This is a genomic window from Bradyrhizobium sp. 164 (genome assembly GCF_023073715.1).
Lineage (GTDB): Bacteria > Pseudomonadota > Alphaproteobacteria > Rhizobiales > Xanthobacteraceae > Bradyrhizobium.
The window spans coordinates 288,480-306,682 of record NZ_JADPKA010000083.1 but is presented as its reverse complement, the minus strand read 5'-3'; the positions used below and the strand labels follow the sequence as shown (position 1 = coordinate 306,682).

At 63.4% G+C, this 18,203-nt stretch carries 13 protein-coding genes; 5 read left to right on the top strand and 8 right to left on the bottom strand.

Features of this window, described 5'->3' with window-relative positions; genetic code table 11:
- The first annotated feature begins 173 nt into the window (after positions 1–173).
- Together malQ and IVB01_RS26625 are read left to right on the top strand one after the other, a co-directional pair.
- Complete coding sequence (malQ, locus tag IVB01_RS26630; protein ID WP_247278341.1) at positions 174–2,135, top strand: 4-alpha-glucanotransferase; 1,962 nt, start codon at positions 174–176, stop codon at positions 2,133–2,135.
- A gap of 18 nt (positions 2,136–2,153) precedes the next feature.
- Positions 2,154–3,953: a glycoside hydrolase family 15 protein gene (locus tag IVB01_RS26625; RefSeq protein ID WP_247278342.1), complete on the top strand. Its 1,800-nt coding sequence runs from the start codon at positions 2,154–2,156 to the stop codon at positions 3,951–3,953.
- A gap of 184 nt (positions 3,954–4,137) precedes the next feature.
- Here the strand turns inward: IVB01_RS26625 and IVB01_RS26620 are convergent, their stop codons facing one another.
- Genes IVB01_RS26620 through IVB01_RS26595 form a run of 6 tightly spaced genes read right to left on the bottom strand, consistent with a single transcriptional unit; the run spans position 4,138 to position 11,677 of the window.
- Positions 4,138–4,950, bottom strand: coding sequence for an HAD family hydrolase (locus IVB01_RS26620; RefSeq protein ID WP_247494989.1), 813 nt, complete (start codon positions 4,948–4,950; stop codon positions 4,138–4,140).
- A 43-nt stretch (positions 4,951–4,993) separates the two neighbouring features.
- A complete protein-coding gene (locus IVB01_RS26615) occupies positions 4,994–5,524 on the bottom strand; it encodes a gluconokinase (protein ID WP_247278344.1) in 531 nt (176 codons plus the stop codon).
- Positions 5,511–6,260: a 6-phosphogluconolactonase gene (pgl, locus tag IVB01_RS26610; protein ID WP_247278600.1), complete on the bottom strand. Its 750-nt coding sequence runs from the start codon at positions 6,258–6,260 to the stop codon at positions 5,511–5,513. Before pgl ends, IVB01_RS26615 begins: the two co-directional genes overlap by 14 nt.
- Entirely contained in the window at positions 6,260–7,771 is a 1,512-nt protein-coding gene (gene zwf, locus IVB01_RS26605; protein ID WP_247278345.1) for a glucose-6-phosphate dehydrogenase, read from the bottom strand. The genes pgl and zwf overlap by 1 nt, the downstream gene beginning before the upstream one ends.
- Positions 7,772–7,815: 44 nt before the next feature.
- Positions 7,816–8,814 (bottom strand): phosphogluconate dehydrogenase (NAD(+)-dependent, decarboxylating), encoded by a 999-nt coding sequence (gene gnd, locus IVB01_RS26600; RefSeq protein ID WP_247278346.1) that lies wholly within the window; start codon positions 8,812–8,814, stop codon positions 7,816–7,818.
- A 13-nt stretch (positions 8,815–8,827) separates the two neighbouring features.
- Positions 8,828–11,677 (bottom strand): bifunctional transaldolase/phosoglucose isomerase, encoded by a 2,850-nt coding sequence (locus IVB01_RS26595; protein ID WP_247278347.1) that lies wholly within the window; start codon positions 11,675–11,677, stop codon positions 8,828–8,830.
- An 838-nt stretch (positions 11,678–12,515) separates the two neighbouring features.
- Here IVB01_RS26595 and IVB01_RS26590 point away from each other — a divergent pair.
- Genes IVB01_RS26590 through IVB01_RS26580 form a run of 3 tightly spaced genes read left to right on the top strand, consistent with a single transcriptional unit; the run spans position 12,516 to position 17,288 of the window.
- Positions 12,516–14,459: a PrkA family serine protein kinase gene (locus IVB01_RS26590; RefSeq protein WP_247278348.1), complete on the top strand. Its 1,944-nt coding sequence runs from the start codon at positions 12,516–12,518 to the stop codon at positions 14,457–14,459.
- A gap of 19 nt (positions 14,460–14,478) precedes the next feature.
- Entirely contained in the window at positions 14,479–15,756 is a 1,278-nt protein-coding gene (locus tag IVB01_RS26585) for a YeaH/YhbH family protein (RefSeq protein WP_247278601.1), read from the top strand.
- The gene (locus IVB01_RS26580; RefSeq protein ID WP_247278349.1) at positions 15,753–17,288 is read left to right on the top strand and encodes a SpoVR family protein; all 1,536 of its coding nucleotides are present in this window, start codon (positions 15,753–15,755) and stop codon (positions 17,286–17,288) included. The genes IVB01_RS26585 and IVB01_RS26580 overlap by 4 nt, the downstream gene beginning before the upstream one ends.
- A gap of 227 nt (positions 17,289–17,515) precedes the next feature.
- Here IVB01_RS26580 and IVB01_RS26575 read toward each other — a convergent pair whose 3' ends face one another.
- Positions 17,516–17,959 carry a DUF1801 domain-containing protein gene (locus IVB01_RS26575; protein WP_247278602.1) on the bottom strand — a complete coding sequence of 148 codons (444 nt, stop codon included), beginning with the start codon at positions 17,957–17,959 and terminating at the stop codon, positions 17,516–17,518.
- A 13-nt stretch (positions 17,960–17,972) separates the two neighbouring features.
- Positions 17,973–18,176 (bottom strand): hypothetical protein, encoded by a 204-nt coding sequence (locus tag IVB01_RS26570; protein WP_247278350.1) that lies wholly within the window; start codon positions 18,174–18,176, stop codon positions 17,973–17,975.
- Between the last annotated feature and the right edge of the window lie 27 nt (positions 18,177–18,203).

The window sequence follows — 18,203 nt, the reverse complement described above, 5'->3', positions numbered from 1 at the left end:
TTTCCCTTGTCGGGAACCTACGCTTGAGACCTATATAGAAAGCCGCTTGTGTGTCATTAGTTCCCCCTGGGAACGGCAGGCGCAGTTTGTGAGTTAAGCCCGACTAACGTCTTCCGCTGCCTCGTTAAAATCGATGCCCCCGGCGAGTGGGTGGCTTGCAAGCTGCGTGCCGAATGGATCTTTTAGCTCAAGCCCGGATCAAGGGCGTTCAATCTGAATTCGTTGATGCCTTGGGAAAGCTGCGGGTCACCGACCCCGTGGCCCTCAAATCGATCCTCGACGCCCTGCCGGAAAAGCGGGTTTACCGCTTTGTCGGCGGGCCGGTCGTGGTGCGCGCCTTAGGGCATCCGCGAACGGAATTGGCGGCCATCGGTGCGCCACCCCTGCAATGGAAGTTGACGGCAAACGGCAAAATGATCGCGCAAGGCGAGACGCGCGAGCCCGTGATCGCCTGGCCTGCCGGCCTGCCGCTCGGCTATCATCGTTTGACTCTGACCGACGCGGAAGGCGTGACGGAAGAGGTGCCGATGATCGTGGCGCCCGAGCGCGCGTTCGGCGGCGATTTCGACCGCGGCTGGCTGCTTGCCGTGCAGCTCTATAGCGTCCGCTCCAGCCGCAATTGGGGCATCGGCGATTTTACCGACCTGGCCGATCTCGTCCGGCTCGCCAAGCAATTGGGAGCCGACGGTGTCGGGCTCAATCCGCTGCATGTGCTGTTCGACGACCACCCGGCCGATTGCAGTCCCTATTCGCCGAACAGCCGCCTGTTTCTCAATCCGCTCTATATCGACGTCGAGGCGATCCCGGAATTCTCGGCCGACCTCGTGCCGGATGCCGCCGCGACTGCAGCGCGGCTGCGCGAAGGCGACCGTGTGCCCTATACGGACATGGCGGCGTTGAAATGGCTGGGCCTGCGCGCTGCCTACAACAGTTTCGTGACGAGCGCGAGCGAAGCGCGCCGCAAGGAGTTCGACGCTTTCCGCGCCGCCCGCGCGCCGCTGTTGTCCCGCTTTGCCTGCTTCGAGGTGCTGCGTCATCGCTTCACCGCGCCATGGTGGGAATGGCCGGTGGAATGGCAAAAGCCTGACGATGCGCAATGCGCCGAGCTGCGCAATGGGGCCGACAAGCGCGACGTCGAGTTCGTCGAATTCGTGCAATGGACGGCTGACAGCCAGTTGCACGCGGCCAAGGAGCTGGCGAGCCAGCTCGGCATGCGCGTCGGACTCTATCTCGACGTTGCCGTCGGCGTGCAATCCAACGGCTTCGATGCCTGGAACGAGCAGATGGCGATTTCCCGCCATCTCGCCGTCGGTGCGCCGCCCGACGTGCTCAATACCGTCGGCCAGGACTGGGGTCTTGCCGGCTTCAACGCAGGCGGCCTGGAAGCTCAATCCTTCGTGCCGTTCGCCGACATGCTCGCCGCTTCGATGCGCCATGCTGGGGCCATCAGGCTCGATCACGTGCTCGGCTTGAAGCGGCTTTATCTGGTGCCGCGCGGCTTCAAGCCCGACAACGGCGCCTATGTGCAGATGCCGTTCGAGGCGCTGCTGGCGGCGGTGGCGTGCGAGAGCGCGGCCCATAAATGCATCGTGATCGGCGAGGACCTCGGCACCGTGCCGGAAGGCTTCCGCGAGATGATGCAGGATTTCGGCATCTGGTCCTACCTCGTCATGATGTTCGAGCGCGACGATACCGGCCATTTCCGCAACGTCGACCACTACCGGCCCAACGCACTGGTCACGCTGAACACCCATGACCTGTCGACCTATGCCGGTTGGCGCTCGTTCGGCGATCTCAGGATGAAGCGCTCGCTCGGTATCGATCCCGGCGAGAACGATCAGGCGCGCTGGGATGCGCTCGGCAGGCTCGACGAGATTTTGCGCCAGAACGGCATCAATGCGAACGACCTCTATTCGGTGCTCGCCTTCCTGTCGCGCACGCCGTCGCGGCTGCTCGCGGTGTCGCTGGAGGATCTGCTCGGCGTGATCGACCAGCCCAACATTCCCGGCACGATCGACGAGCATCCGAACTGGCGCCAGCGGCTCCCTGTTACGCTCGACAAGATCGCGTCCAAGATCGATCTCGCGGCTTTGAAGGCCGCGACGCGGGAACGTTCATTGAATGGCGGAAGCTGAAATCTAGGCTCGACGACTTTGTCTCAGAAGATCGAGGACTATGCGCTGATTGGCGATTGCGAGACGGCCGCGCTTGTCGGGCGCAACGGCTCGATCGACTGGCTGTGCTGGCCGGCCTTCGATTCCGACGCCTGCTTTGTCGCGATCCTCGGCACCCACAGGAACGGCCGCTGGCTGATTGCACCCAGCGAGGATGTCACGGCTACGTCGCGCCGTTATCTTGGCGATTCACTCATCCTCGAAACCCGCTTCGAAACGGACAGTGGCACGGTCGCGCTGATCGACTTCATGCCGCCGCGCGGCAAGGCGTCTGATATCGTGCGGCTGGTCCGCGGCATCAAGGGTGCGGTGAAGATGCGGATGGAGCTCGTGATCCGCTTCGGCTTCGGGGCCGACATTCCGTGGGTGCGACGGATCGACCATTCCCTGATGGCAATTGCCGGCCAGGACATGACTGTGCTGCGCACGCCTGTTGAGACCCGCGGGGAGAATCTGACCACGGTTTCCGACTTCAAGGTGACGGCCGGCGAGACCGTACCGTTCGTGCTGACCTACGGCCCCTCGCATCTGCCGCCGGCCGAGTCGATCGATCCAGAGATCGCGCTCGAGGAGACCGAAAGGTTCTGGCAGGACTGGTGCAGCCACTGCACCCGCGATGGCAACTATCACGATCTCATCATGCGCTCGCTGATCACGCTGAAGGCGCTGACCTTCGCCCCGACCGGCGGCATCGTCGCGGCACCGACCACGTCATTGCCGGAGAAGCTCGGGGGCAGCAGGAACTGGGACTACCGCTTCTGCTGGCTGCGCGATGCCACCTTCACGCTGCTGGCGCTGATGAACTCGGGCTACACCGAGGAGGCCTTGGCGTGGCACAATTGGCTCCTGCGCGCCGCCGCCGGCTCGCCGTCGAACATGCAGATCATGTACGGCATCTGGGGCCAGCGCCGGCTGTTGGAATGGGAGGCGGGCTGGCTCGACGGCTATGAGGGCGCCAAGCCGGTGCGCATCGGCAATGCCGCGCATGCGCAGCTTCAGCTCGACGTCTATGGCGAGTTGATTGACGCTTTCCACCAGTCGCGCATGGCCAAGCTCAAGCTCGACGAGGAGACCTGGGCGCTGGAATGCGCGGTGCTCAATCATCTCGCCGAGGTCTGGGACCGGCCCGATCACGGCATCTGGGAGCGCCGCGGGCAGCCCAAGCACTACGTCTTCTCCAAGGTCATGACCTGGGTCGCCTTCGATCGCGGCATCAAGAGTGCCGAGACCTTCGGCTTCAAGGCGCCGCTGTTGCACTGGCAGGCCTTGCGCGAGGCCATTCATCGTGACGTCTGCAACCACGGCTTCGATGCGGGCGAAAACACGTTCGTCGAGTCCTACGGCTCGAAGCTGCTCGATGCCAGCGTGCTGCTGTTGCCTGCCGTCGGGTTCCTGTCGCCATTGGATCCACGGATCCGCGGCACCATCGCCGCTGTCGAGAAATGGCTGATGCGCGACGGCTTCGTGCTGCGGCATGACCCGCGCGAGCTGCCGGCGGGGCAGCCGCCGCTCGAAGGCGCGTTCCTGGCTTGCACGCTGTGGCTGGCCGATGCTCATGTGCTGTCGGGCGATCTCGACAAAGCACAAGTGTTGTTCGATCGCGTGGTGGGCATTGCGAACGATGTCGGGCTGCTGGCGGAGGAATATGATTCCGTGGCACGGCGCCAGACCGGCAACTTCCCGCAGGCGCTGACCCACATCGCGCTGATCAACACTGCGCATAATCTGTCGGCGGCCAGGCAGGAGAGCGAGAAGCCGGCCGTGCAGCGCTCGCAGTAGTAGTGACGCAGCGGGCGCCTGCCGAGAGTAGGTTAATTGCTTCCGCTACGGAGGTGCGCTCCCTCTCCCGCTTGCGGGGGGTGTCTCCGCTGGGCGAAAACAGTTAAGAGGAGAGAACCCTCACCCGCCGCTACGCGGCGACCTCTCCCGCAAGCGGAGAGGTTGAAACCAGCTGGCGGCAAACTCAGCCCACCCCATTCCGCTTCAAGATCATCTCTATCGCCTCCGCAAAACCGTCCTGCTCGTTGGTCGCGGTGACGTGAGTGGCGTGGTCCTTGACGTTGTCAGCGGCATTACCCATGGCAATCGAGACGCCGCTGACGCGGAACATCGCGAGGTCGTTTTGCATATCGCCGATGGTGGCGACCGCGTCGGTGGAAATGCCGAGGCGATTGGCCATCGCCTGCACGAAGGTGCCCTTGTTGAAGTCGGGCGGGGTGATGTCGAGATAGTAGGTTTGCGAACGTACTGCTGTGGCCTCGTTGCCGAGCGCCTCCTGCATCGCCTTCTCGCACCGCTCGAGGCCGGCGGCATCGGCACTGGCGCCGACGATCTTGCAGGCGCTCGCAAGGTACGGCGAAAAATCCGTCACGATGGTCGGATCGGCGCGGATCGTGCGCTGCTCATGCGCGACGTAGCTGCCCTCGGGATTGTCGATCAGCCATTTGTCGGTGGTGAAGAGCCAGACGTCGGCGCCGTATTCGCGGAGGATCCGCAGCGATCTCTCGGCCGCGCCCGCCGGGATAAGGTGCTGCTCGACCGGTCTCATCTCGGGATCGACGATCGAGGAGCCGTTGAACGGCCCGACCGGAAGCCAGAGCGCCAGCGGCTCGATCAGGAAGCGCATGCCGATCGCGGGGCGGCTGGAGGTGATGGTGAAGCCGATGCCTGCCTGGTGCAGCCGCTGCACGACAGACCTCGCGCGCTCCGTCAGCGTCTTGTCCTTGGTCAGCAGCGTGCCGTCGACGTCGGAGACGACCAGTGAGATCTTCGTCATGGCAGGACCTTAATTCAGGTTTTCTTATTCAGATATCTTGGCCTTAGCGCTTCGCCCCGCCCAACCTCAATTGCCGCACCACGCCGTCCACGATCGCCTCGACGGATTCGTCGATCGAGACGGTGATGACGTGCTCGCCCGCCTCCGGCGGCTCCAGCGTGTTGAACTGGCTGGTCAACAGCTCGGGCGGCATAAAATGACCCTTGCGGTGGGCGAGCCGCTCGGCAATCAGCTCCTTCGTGCCTTTCAGGAAGACGAAGCGGACGTCGTCGCGTCCGCGCAGCAGCACGTCACGATAGGCGTGTTTGAGCGCCGAGCAGGCGATGATGACGTGCTCGCCGCGTCCGCAGACCCGCGCGATCTCGTCGGCGATGGCATTGAGCCAAGGCCAGCGGTCTTCGTCGGTGAGCGGATGGCCCGCCTTCATTTTCTCGACATTGCTGGCGGGATGAAAGCTGTCGCCGTCCTTGAAGCGCCAGCCGAGGCGCTCGCCGAGCGCCGCCGCAATCGTGCTCTTGCCCGAGCCAGACACGCCCATCACGATCAATGCACAAGGTGCTTCAACGCCCGCCACGAATTCCCTCCGGAAGCGCGGCCTGGTCCACCAGCCAAACGGTCTCACCATTCGAACGCGCGCGCAACGCCGGCAGAGTCTCGCCATTGAGGAGGCGCGTCAAGATCGGCCGCTTGTCGTGCCCGGCGATCCCGAACAGCATTTCGCGGCAGGATGCCAGAACGGGCAGGGTGAGCGAGACCCGCGGGACGAACGGCGCGACACTGGCCTTGGGCACCCCGACGACCCAGCGTTCGGTCTCCTCAACTTCGGAATAGCCGGGAAACAGCGAAGCGGTGTGGCCGTCCGGGCCTACGCCCATCAGGACCATGTCGAACAGCGGCCGTGCCGCATCGAGCCGGTCAGCGCCATAGAAGGCTTGCAGCTCGCGAGCATAGGCCTCGGCGGCGCGATCAGGATTTTCGGCCGTGGTTGGGATCGGATGGATATGGCCTGAGGGCGCACTGCGATCGAGGAAGGTCGCGCGGGCGGCCGCCATGTTGTTGAGGGGATCGCTTTCCGACACGAAACGCTCGTCGCCGATGAACCAGTGCACGCGCTCCCACGGAATTCTTTCGCGCCAGGCATCGCTGCCGAGCAATTGATAGAGCTTCCTCGGGCTGGAGCCGCCGGTGAGGCAGATTGCGATGCGCGAGGGATTGGCGGCGATCCGCGCCATAACCCGTTCGGCCGCGGTAAGCGCCAACGCCTCGGCGTCGGCCGCGACGATCAGCTTCGGCTGCTCGGCTGCTTCCATCACGAGTACTTCCGCCAGCTTCGTCCGTCGCGCCGGAGCAGCTCGTCCGCGCAGGCCGGGCCGTCGCTGCCGGCTTTGTAGGTCTCGATGCCGTTGGTGCCCGCGCTTTGCCAGGCGTCCAGGAACGGCTGCACCGCATCCCACCCGGCCTCGATGCCGTCGGCGCGCTGGAACAGGATGTTATCGCCGATCATGCAATCGTAGATCAGTGTCTCGTAGCCGGTCGAGGGATCGGCGTGGAAATAATCGCCATAGCGGAACTTCATCTCGACGCCGTCGACGGTGACGCTCGGTCCCGGGATCTTGGCGTTGAACTGGAGCTCGATGGTCTCGGTCGGTGCAATGCCAATGGTGAGAAAGTTTTGCGACAGGCGGTCGACCGTCGTGCCTGAGAACATCGACAGCGGCGCCTGCTTGAACTTGATCGCGACCTCCGTGCGCTTGTGGCTCAGCGCCTTGCCGGTGCGCAAATAGAAGGGGACGCCGGCCCAGCGCCAATTGTCGATCATCAGTTTGAGCGCGACATAGGTCTCGGTGGTGCTGCCGGGCTTGACGTCCGCCGTCTTGCGATAGTCCGGAATCTCCTCGTCGCCGATGCGGCCGGCGAGATATTGCGCGCGCACCGAGCTCCTCAACGCTTCCTGCTGGCTCGGCCGCTGGATCGCGGTGAGAACCTCGGCCTTCTCCGAGCGGACGGAATGGGCGTCGAAACGACTCGGCGGCTCCATCGCCACCAGCGACATCAACTGGAACAGATGGTTCGGTACCATGTCGCGGAGCGCACCGGTGGCATCGTAGAAGCCGCCGCGATGGCCGACGCCGAGCTTCTCCTCTACCGTGATCTGAACGTGGTCGATATGGTTGCGATTCCAGATCGGCTCGAACATGCCGTTGGCAAAGCGCAGCACCAGAATGTTCTGCACCGTCTCCTTGCCGAGGTAATGATCGATCCGGTAGATCTGGTGCTCATCCATGATCTTCAAAAGTTCGGCGTTCAGCGCGCGCGCCGAGGCGAGGTCGGTGCCGAACGGCTTCTCGATCACGAGGCGCCTCCAGGTGCCGTTCTGCTTCATCAGGCCGGTGCGGCCGAGCTCGCGCGCGGTCGGCGCGAAAGCCGCTGGCGGGGTGGCGAGATAGAACAGCCGGTTGCCGCCGGTGCCTTCTGAGCATTCCAGCGTGTCGAGATGCTCGCCCAAGCGGTCGAACGACGGCGGATCCTTCGCATCCGCCTCGACGAAGGTCACGCATTGCAGCAGCTGTTTTGCGACGACGTCGTCAACCGGGCGCGTTGCAAACTCGCGCAGGCCCTTCATCAGGCTGTCGCGCAGCTCGTCATCCGATTGTGCCTTGCGGCCCACGCCGACGACGCAGAATTTCTCCGGCAAAAGGTCTTCGGCGGCGAGATTGTAGAGCGATGGCATCACCAGCCGATGGGTCAAATCTCCGGTCACGCCAAAGATGACGAAGGCGCAATTTTCCGGCTTGCGCTTTGGCTGCGGGTCTTTTGTCACGAATTGTTGGCCTTCGCTTGAGTACGTTTCACTGCAGCTTCGAACTATTTGGACTTCGGCACGCCGGGCTGCTTCGGCTCCTTGTGGCCGCCGAACCCGGCGCGCATTGCGGAGAGAATTTTCTCGGCGAAGGTGTGTTCCTTGCGGGAGCGGAAACGTGTGTAGAGGGCCGCGGTCAACACTTCGGCAGGCACCGCCTCGTCGATCGCCGCATTCACGGTCCAGCGTCCTTCGCCGGAATCCTCGACGAAGCCGGAATATTCCGCCAATGCCGGGCTGTCGGCGAGCGCCGTCGAGGTGAGGTCGAGCAGCCAGGATGGGATCACGCTGCCGCGCCGCCACACCTCGGCAATGTCGGCGAGATCGAAATCGTAACGGTGGTCCGCCGGCAGCGCCTCGATATTGGCATTCTTGAGGATATCAAAACCTTCGGCATAGGCCTGCATCAGACCGTATTCGATGCCGTTATGGATCATCTTGACGAAATGGCCGGCACCGACAGGGCCGGCATGGATGTAGCCCTGCTCGATGCGGGGATCGCGGCCCTCGCGCCCCGGCGTGCGCGCAATGTCGCCGGCGCCGGGCGCGAGCGCGGCGAAGATCGGATCGAGCCGGTCCACCACCTGCTTCTCGCCGCCGATCATCATGCAATAGCCGCGGTCGAGCCCCCACACTCCCCCGGACGTGCCGACGTCGACATAGTGGATGCCGCGCTCCTTCAGCACCTTGCCGCGGCGGACGTCGTCCTGCCAGAAGGTGTTGCCGCCGTCGATGATGACGTCGCCCGCCTGCATCACGCCCGCGATCGTCTCGATCGTGGTCTCGGTGATACGCCCCGCAGGCAGCATCACCCAGGCGGTGCGCGGCCGCTCGAGTTTCGAGATGAATTCCTCGAGCGTCGCGGAGCCGATCGCGCCATCTGCGGCAAGGCCGGCGACGGCCTTGGCGTCCTTGTCGTAGACCACGGTCGAATGACCGTGACGCATCAGGCGGCGAACGATGTTGCCGCCCATCCGGCCGAGGCCGATCATGCCGAGTTGCATGTGAGAGCTTCCTTTAGTCCAATGCGTCGTTAAGCGCCGTGTTGAGCGCCGCGAGACCTTTCTTGAGCCCGCCCTTCAGGTGGACGCGCAGCGCGCGCCGGCCCCGCTCGGTGAGCACGTCGAAATCGCCGCGCGCCTGCGCCGCTTTGATCACCCCAAAGCTCGCCTTCTGGCCCGGCACCGGCAGATCCTTGGCGTCGTCGGCGGTGATCTGGAGGAACACGCCGCTATCTGGCCCGCCCTTGTAGGCCTGCCCGGTGGAGTGCAGAAAGCGCGGTCCGAATTCGGCGCAGGTCGCGACATGCCGCTTCTCGCGCACTTCGAGCCGCATGGCCTGAAGTGCGTCGATGGTGGTCTTGTCGCGCGCGATGTAGCCGAGCAGGGCGACATAGTCGCCGTGGCCCGAGCGCGACAGATGCGCCTTCAGCCATGAGGTAAGGTCGCCATTGGCGCCGGCGGCGCGCAGCGCCGTGGCGTTGGCTTCATCGGTGTAGAGGTCAGCTTCATCGGTGCTGACCACCGGCTGCTCGGCCGGCAGCGCGCCGGTCTTCTCGAACTCTGAAGTGAGCTCGCGGGTCTTGATCTTGGCCGCTTCCACGTCCGGCTGGTCGAACGGGTTGATACCGAGAATGCTGCCGGCCACGGCCGTCGCCATCTCGAAGCGGAAGAACTCCTGGCCGAGATGGTCGATCGACTTCATGACGATCCGCACCACGGGATGCCCGGCGGCTTCGATCGCGGCAAGCTTGGAATCATGGGCCGCGTCCGCCTCGCCTTCGATGCGGATGTCGATGAAGAAGCGGTCGTCGCCGTAAATCGCGGGTTCGCCCAGCGGCTCGCCCTCGATCGGGATCAGGCCCTTGCCCTCCTTGCCGGTCGATTCCGCGATCAGCTGCTCGGCCCAGGCGCCGAAATCGGCGATCTTCTTCGATGCCAGGATCGTCACCTTGTCGCGGCCTTCAAGGCCGGCGAGGCCCATGGCGAGGCCGAGCTGCACGCCCGGGTTCTCGGATGGCGGCACGTCCGGTCCGCAGGAGCGGGCCATCGCCAGCGCATGCTTGATGAAGGTCTTGACGTCTATGCCTGCGGTTGCCGCCGGCACCAGGCCGAACGGCGAGAGCACCGAATAGCGGCCGCCGATCGTGGGTTCGCCGTGGAAGATGCGGGCGTATTTCAGCTTCTTCGCGGCTTTCTCCAGCGACGAGCCCGGATCGGTCACCGCGATGAAGCGGTGGCCGGTCTTCACCTTCGGCCCAACCGCCTTGGCAACCCGCTCATGGAAATAGTCCTTCATCGCGTTCGGCTCGGTGGTGCCGCCGGACTTGCTGGAGACGATGAAGACGGTGTTGGCGATGTCAATCCTGGCCTCCACTGCCCGCACTTCGGCCGGGTCGGTGGAATCCAGCACATGCAGTTTTGGGAAGCCGGGCTTTTTCCCGAAGGTTTCGGCCAGCACCTCCGGCCCGAGGCTCGAACCGCCCATGCCGAGCACGACGGCGTCGGAGAATTTCTGCCCCTTCACGCGGCCCGCATAGTCCTCGTAGTCGGCGATGTCGGCCCTTGCCGCGCTGTCGAGCCAGCCCAGCCATTTGTCCTCGTCGGTGCCGGTCCAGACCGACTTGTCGCGCGCCCACAGCCTGCGGATCTTGGCAGATGCGCGCCATTCCTCGGTGCTCTTGGCCAGGCTCTTGCCGAGCCCGTCGCCGAGCGAGAGCAGCTGGCCGTCGAGCGCCGGGCCGAGCACCACGGCCCGCTTGTGCGCGACGGTGCCATAGAGCTTGTCGGCGGCATCGGCAAACTGCTTGACCCCGTCCTTGACCAGCTCCTCGGTGATCGCATCGAGCGAAATGCCGGAGCGCTCCAGCTCCTCGAGCACGCGGCGGGCGTCGTCGACATTCTCTTCCAGGCTGTCGCGCGGCTTGCCGTGATCGCGGAACGCGTCCAGCGTCGCCGGCGGCACCGTGTTGATGGTGTCGGGGCCGATCAGTTCCTCGACATAGAGGACATCGCTGTAATCCTTGTTCTTGGTGCCGGTGGACGCCCACAGCATGCGCTGCGGCTTGGCGCCCTTGGTGGCGAGCTTGTCCCAGCGTGGCCCCGAGAACAGGCGCTTGAAATCCTGATAGGCGATCTTGGCATTGGCGATCGCGACCTTGCCCTTGAGCGCGGCGAGCCGTTCCTTTTCGGAGGGATCGTTGGCGCGGGCGATCTTCTCGTCGAGCTGCTTGTCGACCACCGAGTCGATCCGGCTGACGAAGAAGCTCGCGACGCTCGCAACATGCGACGGGTCGCCGCCGCCGGCGACGTATGTCTCCAGACCGGCGAGATAGGCCTCGGCGACCTTCAGGTAGACGTCCCTGGAGAACAGCAGCGTGATGTTGATGCTGATGCCGTCGCCGATGAGCTGTTCGATCGCCGGCAGGCCCTCCGGCGTCGCCGGTACCTTCACCATCAAATTCTTGCGGTTGACGTCCTTCCAGAGCCGCCGCGCCTCGGTGACCGTGCCGGCGGTGTCCATCGCCAGATAGGGCGAGACCTCCAGGCTGACATAGCCGTCGCCTCCCTTGAGGCGGTCGTAGACCGGGCGCAGCACGTCGGCGGCGTTCTGGATGTCCTCGACCGCAACGGCTTCGAACAGGTCGGCCACGGCGCGGTCGCCACGCTTCAGCGCCTTGCCGATCGGCGCATCGTATTCGTCCGAGCTGCCGATTGCCTTCTCGAAGATCGAGGGATTGGAGGTGACCCCTTTGACGCCGTCGGTATCGATCAGTCGCTTCAGGTCGCCCTTGGCGATGAAGCCGCGGGCCAGGAAGTCGAGCCAGACGGCTTGTCCGTGCTTTTCCAGTTCTTTGACGGGATTCATGATGTTTATCTATCTCCAAGCCTGCGGGCGAGGGGTTTCCGCGCCGGTCCTGACGCGCTATGCTCTAGCTTACATGCCCCCGCGAGGGAACCAATCAAGGGGACGGGAGTCATACCCTCAGGTGTAACTGGGCCGCGATCATGGCGATCCAGGCGGCAGCAGCCGGCAGCGACATGGAGTGCCACCGGCGGCCTCCGATCCGTCTGTCGCGCGGCGGCGAAATGGCTGTGCTGAGAAGCATGCAGCACATCCTGACGTTCTCATGCTCGTCGTTGCCAAGCTCCGCAATCCGTTGCGCCGGCCACGAGCATCGAGGCTGCTGCGATCCTGAAGTGACGTAACCCGTGACGCACTGCGGCTGTTGATCGCGGCGCGCAGAAATCTGCGCGTGGCAATCGCATCGTCTTCGATCGGAGAGCCGTTCGACCGATTTGGATACGTCGCTGCACGCTTGTCCCGATTGCTGCCGCCGGTCCACGCACCGCATTGCAGCAGGAAGATGAACGCGGCGCTCAAGGCTTCGCCGTACAAGCGTCATAAGATCGCCGCTGGCAGACCGCTATGCTGCAGCGCCGGATGAGCTTTCTCCCCGGTAATGCCCGGATGTTGCGAGCAAGTGACATTTTCTGGAAATGAGCCAATATGGATGTAGATTCGCTCAAATTACAGGCATGTGCCTGTTCGTAACTCAACGAGTGCCTACGTTGTGCGTTGCGTCGAGCCGGCACCCGGGTGTCCAATGATCGTGATGTGCTCACGCTGATTCGAAACGGCCTGAGGAACGGTCCGGTAACTGCATTCGTTTCAGCTTGTAGCGGAACTCACGCGGAGAGGGATCATGTACAACGATTCTCTATTCAACGCTTTCGCTCGGTCGTTCGAGGCGAGAAGCCAGCACGACTTATCGATGGCGGAATATCTGGAATCGTGTCGAAGCGATCCCATGAAATACGCGAACGCGGCCGAACGCCTGCTAGCTGCCATCGGCGAACCCCAGACGATTGACACGGCCAAGGACCCACGCCTTGGCCGTATTTTTTTGAACCGCACGATCCGCACCTATCCGGCCTTCGCCGGCTTCTACGGAATGGAAGAAACCATCGAGCGCATCGTCGGTTTCTTCCGCCACGCCGCGCAAGGTTTGGAGGAGCGCAAGCAGATCCTTTATTTGCTCGGCCCGGTCGGCGGCGGCAAATCCTCGCTCGCCGAGCGGTTGAAGTCGCTGATGGAAGTGCACCCCATCTACGTGCTGAAGGCCGGCGATGAACTTTCGCCCGTGTTCGAGAGCCCACTCAGCCTGTTCGATCCCGATCAGCTCGGGCCGATGCTGGAAGAGAAGTACGGAATTCCGCGCCGGCGCCTCACCGGACTGATGAGCCCGTGGTGCTACAAGCGGCTGGAAGCCTTCGGCGGCGATATCTCGCAATTCCGCGTCGCCAAGATCCAGCCGTCGCGGCTTCGGCAGATCGCGATCGCCAAGACCGAGCCCGGTGACGAGAACAACCAGGATATCTCCTCGCTGGTCGGCAAGGTCGACATCCGCAAGCTCGAGACCTATGCGCAGAACGATCCGGACGCCTACAGCTATTCCGGCGGCCTCAATCGCGCCAACCAGGGCGTGCTCGAGTTCGTCGAGATGTTCAAGGCGCCGATCAAGATGCTGCATCCGCTGCTGACCGCGACGCAGGAAGGCAACTATATCGGCACCGAGAACATCGGCGCGATCCCCTTCACCGGCATCATCCTCGCACATTCCAACGAAGCCGAGTGGGCGAGCTTCAAGGCCAACAAGAACAACGAGGCCTTCATCGACCGGATCTGCGTCATCAAGGTGCCGTACTGCCTCAGGGTCACCGAAGAGCAGAAGATCTACGAGAAGCTGATCCAGGGTTCCGAGCTCGCATCGGCTCCTTGCGCGCCGTCGACACTGGAGACGCTGGCGCGGTTCTCGGTGATGTCGCGCTTGCGCAAGCACGAGAACTCCACGCTGTTCGGCAAGATGCGGGTGTATGACGGTGAGAGCCTGAAAGAGTCCGATCCGAAGGCGCGCAGCGTCCAGGAATATCGCGACGCCGCCGGTGTCGACGAGGGCATGGACGGTGTCTCCACCCGCTTCGCCTTCAAGGTCCTGGCTGCGACCTTCAATCACGACCCGCAGGAGGTCGCCGCCGACGCCGTGCACCTGATGTACGCGCTGGAGCAGGCGATCCGCCGCGAGCAGCTTCCGGAGGAAACCGAGAAACGTTATCTCGAGTTCATCAAGGCGGAGCTCGCGCCGCGCTATGCCGAGTTCATCGGCAACGAGATCCAGAAGGCCTATCTCGAATCCTACTCCGATTACGGCCAGAACCTGTTCGACCGCTACGTCGATTACGCCGACGCCTGGATCGAGGATCAGGACTTCAAGGATCCCGACACCGGCCAGCTGCTCGATCGCGAGCTTTTGAACCAGGAACTGACCAAAATCGAGAAGCCGGCGGGCATTGCCAACCCGAAGGACTTCCGCAACGAGGTCGTCAAATTCTCGTTACGCTCGCGGGCCCAGAACGGCGGCAAGAACCCGACCTGGACCTCCTACGAGAAGATTCGCGATGTGATCGAAAAGCGGATATTCTCCCAGGTCGAGGATCTGCTTCCGGTCATCTCCTTCGGGTCCAAGAAGGACGGCGAGACGGAGAAGAAGCACGGCGAGTTCGTCGCACGCATGGTGGAGCGCGGCTACACCGAGCGTCAGGTTCGCCGGCTCGTCGAATGGTACATGCGCGTGAAGCAGGCCGGTTGAGGCGGATGGGAAAGTGGCCATTCACATTATTGACAGGCGCCTGAATCCAGGCGGCAAGAGTCTTGAGAACCGGCAGCGGTTCTTGCGTCGGGCCAAATCCCTGGTGCAGGGCGCCGTCAAGAAGACCTCGCAGGAACGCGACATCAAGGACGTCCTGGAGGGTGGTGAGGTCACGATCCCGCTCGACGGAATGCACGAGCCGCGCTTCCGCCGGGAGGGCGGCACGCGCGACATGGTGCTGCCCGGAAACAAGAAGTTCGTCGAGGGCGACTATCTCCAGCGCTCGGGCCAGGGCAGCGCCAAGGATTCCGGTCCGGGCGAGGGCGACAGCGAGGATGCCTTCCGGTTCGTGCTGAGCCGCGACGAGTTCGTCGACCTTTTCCTCGACGACCTCGAACTGCCCGATCTTGCCAAGCGCAAGATCGCGCAGACCGAGAGCGAGGGCATCCAGCGCGCCGGCTACACCACCTCGGGCTCGCCGGCCAACATCTCAGTGAGCCGGACGGTTCAGCTCGCACTCGCCCGCCGCATCGCGCTCCGGCGTCCCCGCAAGAGCGAGATCGAGGAGCTGGAGGCCGAGATCGCCGCCTGCACCGACGAGGAGGTTCGCGTCGAGTTGCTCGACAAGCTCGCAAAACTCAAGGCGAAATCCAAGCGCATCCCTTTCATCGACCCGCTCGACATCCGTTACCGCCGCTTCGAGACGGTGCCGCGGCCGGTGGCGCAGGCGGTGATGTTCTGCCTGATGGACGTCTCGGGCTCGATGTCCGAGCACATGAAGGATCTCGCCAAGCGCTTCTACATGCTGCTCTACGTATTTCTGAAGCGCCGCTACAAGCATGTCGAGATCGTCTTCATCCGGCACACTGACCGCGCCGAAGAGGTCGACGAGCAGACCTTTTTCTACGGCCCGGCCTCGGGCGGCACGCTGGTCTCCAGCGCGCTCCAGGCGATGCACGAGATCGTGCGCGAGCGCTTCAATCCGGCGGACTGGAACATCTATGCCGCGCAAGCCTCCGACGGCGACAATTCCTATTCCGACGGCGAGCTCACGGGCCTGCTGCTGACCGATAAGATCCTGCCGGTCTGTCAGTTTTTTGCCTATCTCGAGGTCGGCGAGTCCGGCGGTAGTGCCTTCGATCTCTCCGACTCCTCGCTCTGGACCCTTTACGAGCGCCTGCGCAGCAGCGGCGCACCGCTCTCGATGCGCAAGGTCTCGGAGCGCAGCGAGATCTTTCCGGTGTTCCACGACCTGTTCCAACGCCGCGAAACCAGCCAGGAGAAGGCCGCTCCATGACGGAACGCTTGTTCGAAGGCGCGGATTGGGATTTCCACACCTTGCAGCGTATCACCGATGCCTGCGAGGAGGTGGCGTTGCAGGATCTCGGGCTCGACGTCTATCCGAACCAGATCGAGGTCATCACCGCCGAGCAGATGCTGGACGCGTACTCGTCGGTCGGCATGCCCCTGTTCTACAAGCACTGGTCGTTCGGCAAGCATTTTGCGTTCCATGAGGCCTCCTATCGCAAGGGCCTGATGGGACTCGCCTACGAGATCGTGATCAACTCCTCGCCCTGCATCTCCTACCTGATGGAGGAGAACACGGCGACGATGCAGACGCTGGTGATCGCGCACGCGGCCTTCGGCCACAACCACTTCTTCAAGAACAATTATCTGTTCAAGCAGTGGACCGACGCCGACGGCATCCTGGATTATCTCGACTTCGCCAAGAATTATGTCGCGAGCTGCGAGGAGCGCTACGGCCGCATCGAGGTCGAGCGCACGCTCGACGCTGCGCACGCGCTGATGTCGCACGGTATCGACCGCTATCCCGGCAAGAAGAAGCTCGATTTGCGCGCTGAAGAGAAGCGGGCAGGGCGCCGCCGTCAGCATGAGGAGGAGGTCTTCAACGATCTCTGGCGCACGGTCCCGAAGGGGGTTGCCAAGAGCCGGTCCGCACTCAGCGTCGAACGCCGCCGCAAGCTGCTCGGCTTGCCGCAGGAGAATTTGCTGTACTTCCTGGAGAAGAGCGCACCGCGGCTGGCCCCGTGGCAGCGCGAATTGCTGCGCATCGTCCGCCACATCGCGCAGTATTTCTATCCACAGAGCCAGACCAAGGTCATGAACGAGGGGACGGCGACCTACGTCCACTACCGCATCATGACCAAGCTGCACGAGCAGGGCCGCATCACCGACGGCAACTTCCTCGAGTTCCTGGGGTCGCACACCAACGTGGTGTTCCAGCCAGAATTCGACGATCCGCGCTTCTCCGGCTTCAATCCCTATGCGCTCGGCTTCGCCATGATGCAGGACATCGAGCGCATCGTCACCAGGCCGGAAGATGAGGACCGCGAATGGTTCCCCGATATCGCCGGCAAGAACGACGTGATGGGCGTGCTGCGCGACGTCTGGGCCAATTACCGCGACGAGAGCTTCGTCGGCCAGTTCCTGAGCCCGAAGCTGATGCGGCACTTCCGCATGTTCCACCTGCATGACGATCCCGAGGAGCGCGCGGGGATCCGGGTCGACGCCATCCACGATGAGCGCGGCTTCCGCCGCGTCCGCCGCGAGCTGGCACGGCAGCACGATGTCGGCTACATCGACGCCAATATCGAGGTCGTCGACGTCGATCTCTCCGGCGACCGCCGGCTGATCCTGCATCACCACGTCATCAAAGGCTCGCAGCTCAACGAGACCGACGCCAAGCGCGTGCTCCAGCACCTGGCCGATCTCTGGACGTATGACGTCGCACTGATCGAGGTCGACGCGAACGACAAGGTCCTGCGCGAATATGTCGTGAGCCCGCGCCCGATCACCGCGGCGGCCTGAGGCGGTTTGGTACGCGCGACGCCTGATTGGCTGAGACTCAGCTAGACGCCGGCGAAGGTGCGCTTGCTCCCCGCTTGCGGGGGAGGATTGGGGAGAGGGTGTCTCCGCAGTGGGACTCCCCCAGACGAGAGAGCCCTCACCCGGCGCTACGCGCCAACCTCTCCCGCAAGCGGAAGAGGTTGAAGCGAGCCCGCGGCTGCTCAAGTGACCAACATGGCCGTTGTATTCTAAGCCGGCCGCTTCACCGGTCTCTTCTTCACCTTGCTCGCATTCAGCTCTACCGCCGCGCGGATCAGTGCCTTCAACGCTTTCTCGTTGAGCTTCTCGCCCTCGCGAATATCGATCGCGCGCCGCACGTTTCCGTCGAGGCTGGAATTGAACAGGCCCGCCGGATCCTCCAGCGCCGCGCCCCTGGCGAACGTCATCTTGACCACAGCCTTGTAGGTCTCGCCGGTGCAGATGATGCCGTCGTGCTCCCACACGGGAACGCCGCGCCACTTCCACTCCTCGACGACATCAGGATCGGCCTCCTTGATCAGCTCGCGAATTCGCCCCAGCATCTCGCCGCGCCAGTCGCCAAGCTCCTTGATCCTGCCATCGATCAGCTTGGAGGGTGAAGCTTCAGTCGAGTCTGTCGTGCTGTGCTTCTTCGCGCTGCCAACGTTTTTCATCATCTCGCCTCGTTCACGCGTTGCTGCGGCTGACATAGGGCAGCGCGAACAAATATAGCCCGGTCGCAAGCAACGGAATGAGCGGGACGAGCGCCAGGAAGCCGATCCAGAGCGCCTGGACCTGCATGGCCATGGCGACGATGTTCGCGATGACGGCGAGCGTGAAAGCCATCGACAGCCAGCGATGAATCTGTCGAATCCAGATATGCGTGCTCATTGGGACCTCCTTTTGAAATGGATCGGA